1 protein-coding gene is annotated in these 6842 nt (G+C 74.8%); it reads left to right on the top strand.

Annotation, left to right across the window (positions count from 1 at the left end):
* Positions 1-53: 53 nt before the first annotated feature.
* Positions 54-6842, top strand: a 6789-nt coding sequence (locus AB0N81_RS41030; RefSeq protein ID WP_365367876.1) for a type I polyketide synthase, incomplete at its 3' end; no start/stop codon positions are given.

Here is a 6842-nt window from a genome sequence, read left to right on the forward strand (position 1 = left end):
CCCGCCCCGACCGCCCTCCGCCCGCCCCCGCGTACCAAAGGTGACGATGCACGGTGAATGACGACAAGCTGCGCGACTATCTCAAGCGGGTGGCCGCCGACCTGCACCGGACCAAGCAGCGCCTCGGCGAGGCCGAGGCCAAGGACCGGGAACCCATCGCCGTCGTCGCCATGGGCTGCCGCTACCCCGGCGGTGTCCGCACCCCCGAGGACCTGTGGGACCTCGTCTCGGCGGGCACCGACGCGATCACGCCCTTCCCCGCCGACCGCGGCTGGGACCTGGCCGCCCTGCACGACCCGGCGGGGGAGCGCCCCGGCACCACCTACAGCGCCGAGGGAGGCTTCCTCGGCGACGTCGCAGGCTTCGACCCCGGCTTCTTCGGGATCTCGCCGCGCGAGGCCCTCGCCATGGACCCGCAGCAGCGGCTCTTCCTGGAGACCACCTGGGAGACCTTCGAACGCGCCGGGATCGACCCGCACACCCTGCGCGGCAGCCGCACCGGCGTCTTCGCCGGGGTGATGTACCAGGACTACGCGGTCCGCCTGCGCCAGGTGCCCGACGACGTCCAGGGCTACCTCGGCAACGGCAGCTCCGACAGCGTCGCGTCCGGCCGCATCGCCTACACCTTCGGCCTCGAAGGACCTGCCGTCTCCGTCGACACCGCCTGCTCGTCGTCGCTGGTCGCCCTCCACCTGGCCTGCCAGGCGCTGCGGCAGGGCGACTGCACGCTCGCGCTCGCCGGCGGCGCCATGGTGATGTCCACGCCCGTGCCGTTCGTGGAGATGAGCCGGCAGAACGGTCTCGCGGGCGACGGGCGCTGCAAGTCCTTCTCGGCCTCCGCCGACGGCACCGGCTGGGGCGAGGGCGTCGGCATGCTCCTCCTGGAACGCCTGTCGGACGCCCGCCGCAACGGCCACCCGGTGCTCGCGCTGGTCCGCGGCTCCGCCGTCAACCAGGACGGCGCCAGCAGCCGCCTCACCGCCCCGAACGGGCCCTCCCAGCAGCGCGTCATCCGCCAGGCCCTCGCCAACGCACGGCTCACGGCGGCGGACGTCGACGTCGTCGAGGCCCACGGCACCGGCACCCCGCTCGGCGACCCCATCGAAGCTCAGGCGCTCCTCGCCACGTACGGCCGTGAGCACAACGGCGAACGACCGCTTCTGCTCGGCTCGTTGAAGTCCAACATCGGCCACACGCAGGCCGCCGCCGGCGTCGGCGGCGTCATCAAGATGGTCCTCGCCATGCGGCACGGCGTGGTGCCGCCCTCCTTGCACGGCACGGACCTCACCCCGCAGGTCGACTGGTCCACGGGGGCGCTGAAGCTCGTCACGGACCCCACCGACTGGCCCGAGACCGGGCGTCCGCGCCGCGCCGCCGTGTCCTCCTTCGGCGTCAGCGGCACCAACGGACACGTCGTCCTGGAACAGGCCGAGCCCGCCGACGCGCCTCCGCCATCCGACGCGCCACAGCCCTCCGACGCGTCACCGCCCTCCGACGCGCCACAGTCCGCCGAAGAAGACGCGCCACAGTCCGCCGAGGAACTCGCCGGGCCCGTGTCCTGCGTCGTCTCGGGGCGCAGCGCCGACGCCCTGCGCGCCCAAGCCGCCTCGCTGTACGCCCACTTGGAGCAAGCCCCCGACCTGCATCCCGCGCACATCGCGCACAGCTTGGCGACGGGACGGGCCGCGCACGAACACCGGGCCGCCCTCATCACCGAGGACCGGCAGTCGCTGCTCGACGGCCTCGACGCGCTCGCCCGCGACGCCGACCCGCTGCCCCCGGGCATCGTGCGCGGCACGGCCCGCACCGGCGAGGCCGTCGCCTTCGTCTTCCCCGGCCAGGGCTCCCAATGGCCCGGCATGGCCCGTGAACTCCTCGACACCTCACCGGTGTTCGCCGCCCGTCTCGCCCAGTGCGCCGACGCCCTCGCCCCGTACACCGACTTCTCCCTCCTCGACGTGGTCCGCGGGGCACCCGGCGCCCCGGGGTTCGACCGCGTGGACGTCGTGCAGCCCGCCCTGTTCGCGGTGATGGTCTCCCTCGCGGAGGTGTGGCGCGCCCACGGCGTCGAGCCCGCCGCCGTGGTCGGGCACAGCCAGGGGGAGATGGCCGCCGCCTGCGTCGCCGGGGCCCTCACCCTCGACGACGCCGCGAAGGTCGTCGCCTTGCGCGCCGGAGCGCTGCGGGCCCTCGCCGGGCACGGCGGCATGGTGTCGGTGTCGCTCCCCGCCGACCGCGTACGGGAACGCGTCGCGCCCTGGGACGGGCGGATCGCGCTCGCCGCCGTGAACGGCCCCGAGTCGTCCGTCGTCTCCGGTGACCCCGAGGCCCTCGCCGAACTTTTCGCCGCCCTCGAAACCGACGGCGTACGGGCCCGCACCGTCCCCGTCGACTACGCCTCGCACGGCCCGCACGTCGAAGCGATCCGCGAGGAACTGTCCGAGGCCCTGGCGGGCATCACGCCCCGACCGGCCGCCGTCCCCTTCTACTCGACCGTCACCGGCGGCCTCCTGGACGGCGAGCGCCTCGACGCCTCCTACTGGTACGACAACCTCCGCCACACCGTGGAGTTCGAGCAGGCCACGCGCGCCCTGCTGGCCGACGGCCACCGCGTCCTCGTCGAGGTCAGCCCGCACCCCGTGCTCACCGCGAGCCTCCAGGACACCGCTGCCGCCGCGGGCACCGACGCCCTCGCCCTCGGCACGCTGCGCCGCGACGACGGCGGCCCGCGCCGGGTGCTCACCGCACTCGCCGAGCTGCACGTGCGCGGCGTCCACGTCGACTGGGACACCGCACTCACCGGGTGCGGCGCGCACCGCGTCGACCTGCCCACGTACGCCTTCCAGCGGGAGCGCTACTGGCTGGAGGACACCGGCGTCCCCGCGACCGACGCCGCCTCGCTCGGCCTGGACCCCTCCGGGCACCCGCTCCTCGGCGCCGTCGTCGCACTCGCCGACAGCGAGAGCATGCTGTTCACCGGCAGGCTCTCACTGCGCACCCACCCCTGGCTCGCCGACCACGCCGTCCAGGGGAACGCCCTGCTGCCCGGCACCGCCTTCCTCGAACTCGCCGTGCTCGCGGGTGACCGCACCGGCTGCCCCCGCGTCGACGACCTCACCCTCGAAGCCCCCCTGACGCTGCCGCCGGACGGAGGCGTCGTGCTGCGCCTGTCCGTCGGCGCGCCGGCCGGCGACGGCACGCGCACCCTGGCCCTGCACGCGCGTCCCGACGACCCGGACACGGACGAGGAGTGGACCCGTCACGCCACGGGAATCCTCGCCCCGGCCGCCGCCGCGTCTCCCATGGACCTGAGCGCCTGGCCGCCGCCCGGCGCCGAGCCCATCGACCTCGACGGCATGTACGAGCGCTACGCCGAGGGCGGCTTCGCCTACGGGCCCGCCTTCCAGGGGCTCACGGCGGCCTGGCGGCTCGGCGACGACCTGTACGCCGATGCGGTGCTGCCGCCCGAACTCCACGAGGAAGCGCAGGGGTTCGCCCTGCACCCGGCGCTGCTCGACGCGGCTCTGCACGCCACCGGGCTCGTTGACGGGCTCGTTGACGGGCCCACCGCCGATGACGCGGAGGGCGGCGGGGAGGGCGTAGCGCAGGGTGGCGCGGAGGGCTTCGCGCAGGGCGGCGGGGCGGGTGGTGACGGTGGTCGCATGCCGTTCGTCTGGTCGGGGGCGACCCTGCATGCGTCGGGCGCCGCCGCGCTGCGCGTCCGCCTGACCCGGACCGCGCCGGACACCCTCGCCCTCGACATCGCCGACGCCACCGGAGGCCCCGTCGCCTCCGTGGAGTCCCTGACCCTGCGCCCGGCCGCACCGGGTGCCGGCGCGGCCCGAACCCACCACGACTCGCTGTTCCAGGTGGAGTGGGTTCCTGTCACCTGCCCGCCCGATCCCGTGGACGCCGACTGGACGGTCGTCGGGCCCGATGACCTCGGCTTGCCGGGAGCGACCGTCCATGCCGACATGGCTGCGTTCGTCGCCGCCCTGGACGCGGGCGAGGTGGCTCCCGGGCTGGTGTTGGTGCCTCAACTGCCGTGCGGTGGAGGGGGCGTGGGCGGCGTGGAAGAAGTGCACGCCGCCGTTCACCGGGCCCTGGAGACCCTTCAGACGTGGCTCGCCGACGAGCGTCTCGGCGATACGCGGCTCGCCTTCGTCACGCGGGGCGCGGTAGTCGCGCGGGACGCCCTCGCCACCGGGGAGGCCCTCGCCGCCGGGGACGCCGTCTCCGCCGGGGGCGCGGTCCGGGAAGCGCCCGCCGACCCGGCCCGCGCGGCCGTGTGGGGGCTGGTGCGTTCCGCCCAGTCGGAACACCCCGGCCGGTTCGTGCTCGTGGACGTGGACGGTAGGGGGCAGAGGGGGAGGGAGAAGGAGACGGATGCGGAGACGGATGCCGCCTCGGAGCCCGTCACCTCGCCGCTCACCTCTGCCTGCACTCCCGCCCTCACTCCCGCCCTCACCTCCGCCCTCGCTCCCGCCCTCACTTCCGCGCTCGCCTCCGCGCTCACCTCCGGGGAACAGCAACTCGCCGTACGTGGCGACACCGTCCTCGCGCCCCGCCTCGCCAAGGTCCCCGCCACCGACCCGGTACCGGTCGCCTTCGACCCCGACGGCACCGTCCTCGTCACCGGCGGCACCGGACTGCTCGGCTCCCGCGTGGCCCGCCACCTCGTGGCCCGGCACGGCGTCCGCCACCTCCTCCTCGCCGGGCGCTCCGGACCCGACGCGCCGGGCACCACGGAGCTCATCGCGGAACTCACCGGGCTCGGCGCGCACGTCACCGTCGCCGCCTGCGACGCCGCCGACCGGGACGCGCTCGTCGTCCTGCTCGACGGCGTCCCCGCCGACCACCCCCTGACGGCCGTCGTGCACGCCGCCGGCACCCTCGACGACGGCGTCATCACCTCCCTCACGCCCGACCGCGTCGACACGGTGCTGCGCCCCAAGGCCGACGCCGCACTCCACCTGCACGAACTCACCCGGGACCTGGACCTGCGGGCCTTCGTCCTCTTCTCCTCCGCCGCGGGCACCTTCGGTGGCCCCGGGCAGGGCAACTACGCCGCCGCCAACGCCTACGTGGACGCCCTCGCCCGGCACCGCCACGCCCTCGGCCTGCCCGCGCAGTCCCTCGCCTGGACCCTGTGGGAGCAGCGCTCCGCCCTGACCGGCCACCTCGACGACGCCGACCTGCGCCGCCTGGCCCGCTCGGGCATGCCGCCGCTCACCACCGACGAGGGCCTCTCGCTCCTCGACGCGGCCCTCACCGTCGACGCCCCGGCGCTCGTGCCTCTCCGGCTCGACCCGCGCGCGCTGCGGGCCCGGGCGGCCGAGGGCGAGCCGGTGCCGCCGCTCCTGCGCTCCCTCGTACGCGTACCCGTACCCGTACGCAGGGTCGCCGCGGCCGCCGACGCATCCTCCGGGGACGCCGGCACCGCACTGTCGGAGCGCATCGCGTCGCTGCCCGAGGCCGAACGCCTGCGCACGCTCGTCCAGTTGGTGTGCGCCCAGGCCGCCGCCGTGCTCGGTCACACCTCCGACAGCGCGGTCGTTCCGGCACGGGCCTTCCGCGACCTCGGCTTCGACTCCCTCGCCTCCGTGGAGCTGCGCAACCGCCTGAACGCCGCCACCGGTCTGAGGCTCCCCGCCACGCTGGTCTTCGACCACCCGTCGCCGGAAGCGCTCGCGGCACACCTGCGGGACGAACTGACCGGAACGGACGCGGGACGCACCACGCTCCCGCCCTCACCCGCGCCCGCACCCTCGCCTTCACTCACATCCACCGCCTCCGGTGCGGACGAACCCGTCGCCATCGTCGCGATGGGCTGCCGCTTCCCCGGAGACGTCCGCACCCCGGACGACCTGTGGCGCCTCGTGGCCTCCGGCGGCGACGGCATCTCCGCCTTCCCCACCGACCGCGGCTGGGACCTCGACGCGCTCTACGACCCCGACCCCGAGCACACCGGCACCTCGTACGTTCGCGAAGGCGGATTCCTCACCGGCGCCGCCGACTTCGACGCCGACTTCTTCGGCATCTCGCCGCGCGAGGCGATCGCCATGGACCCGCAGCAGCGCCTCCTGCTCACGCTCACCTGGGAGGCGTTCGAGCGGGCGGGCATCGACCCCGCCGCGCTGCGCGGCACCCCCGCGGGCGTCTTCATCGGCCTGATGCAGCAGGACTACGCGGTACGGCTCCTCCCGCACATTCCCGAGGACGTCGAGGGCTTCCTGGGCACCGGCAACTCCGGCAGCGTCGTGTCCGGCCGCATCGCCTACGCGTTCGGCCTCGAAGGCCCCGCCCTCACCATCGACACGGCGTGCTCCTCCTCGCTGGTGGCCCTGCACACAGCGGTGCAGTCGCTGCGCCGCGGCGAGTGCGCGCTCGCCCTCGCCGGCGGGGTCACCGTGATGTCCAGTCCCGAACTCTTCGTGGAGTTCAGCCGCCAGGGCGGCCTGGCGGCCGATGGCCGCTGCAAGTCCTTCGCCGCGGGCGCGGACGGCACCGGCTTCGGCGAAGGAGCCGGAATCCTGCTCCTGGAGCGGTTGTCGGACGCCCGCCGCAACGGGCATCCGGTGCTGGCGGTGGTGCGCGGGAGCGCCGTGAACCAGGACGGTGCGAGCAATGGTCTGACGGCGCCGAACGGTCCGTCGCAGCAGCGGGTGATCCGTGTGGCGCTGGCTGATGCGGGGTTGTCGGCGAAGGATGTCGACGCGGTGGAGGCGCATGGTACGGGGACCACGTTGGGGGATCCGATCGAGGCGCAGGCGCTGCTGGCGACGTACGGCCAGGAGCGGTTGGAGGGGCGGCCGTTGTGGCTGGGCTCGCTGAAGTCCAAC

The sequence above is a fragment of the Streptomyces sp. NPDC093510 genome, from assembly GCF_040683555.1.
Lineage (GTDB): Bacteria > Actinomycetota > Actinomycetes > Streptomycetales > Streptomycetaceae > Streptomyces.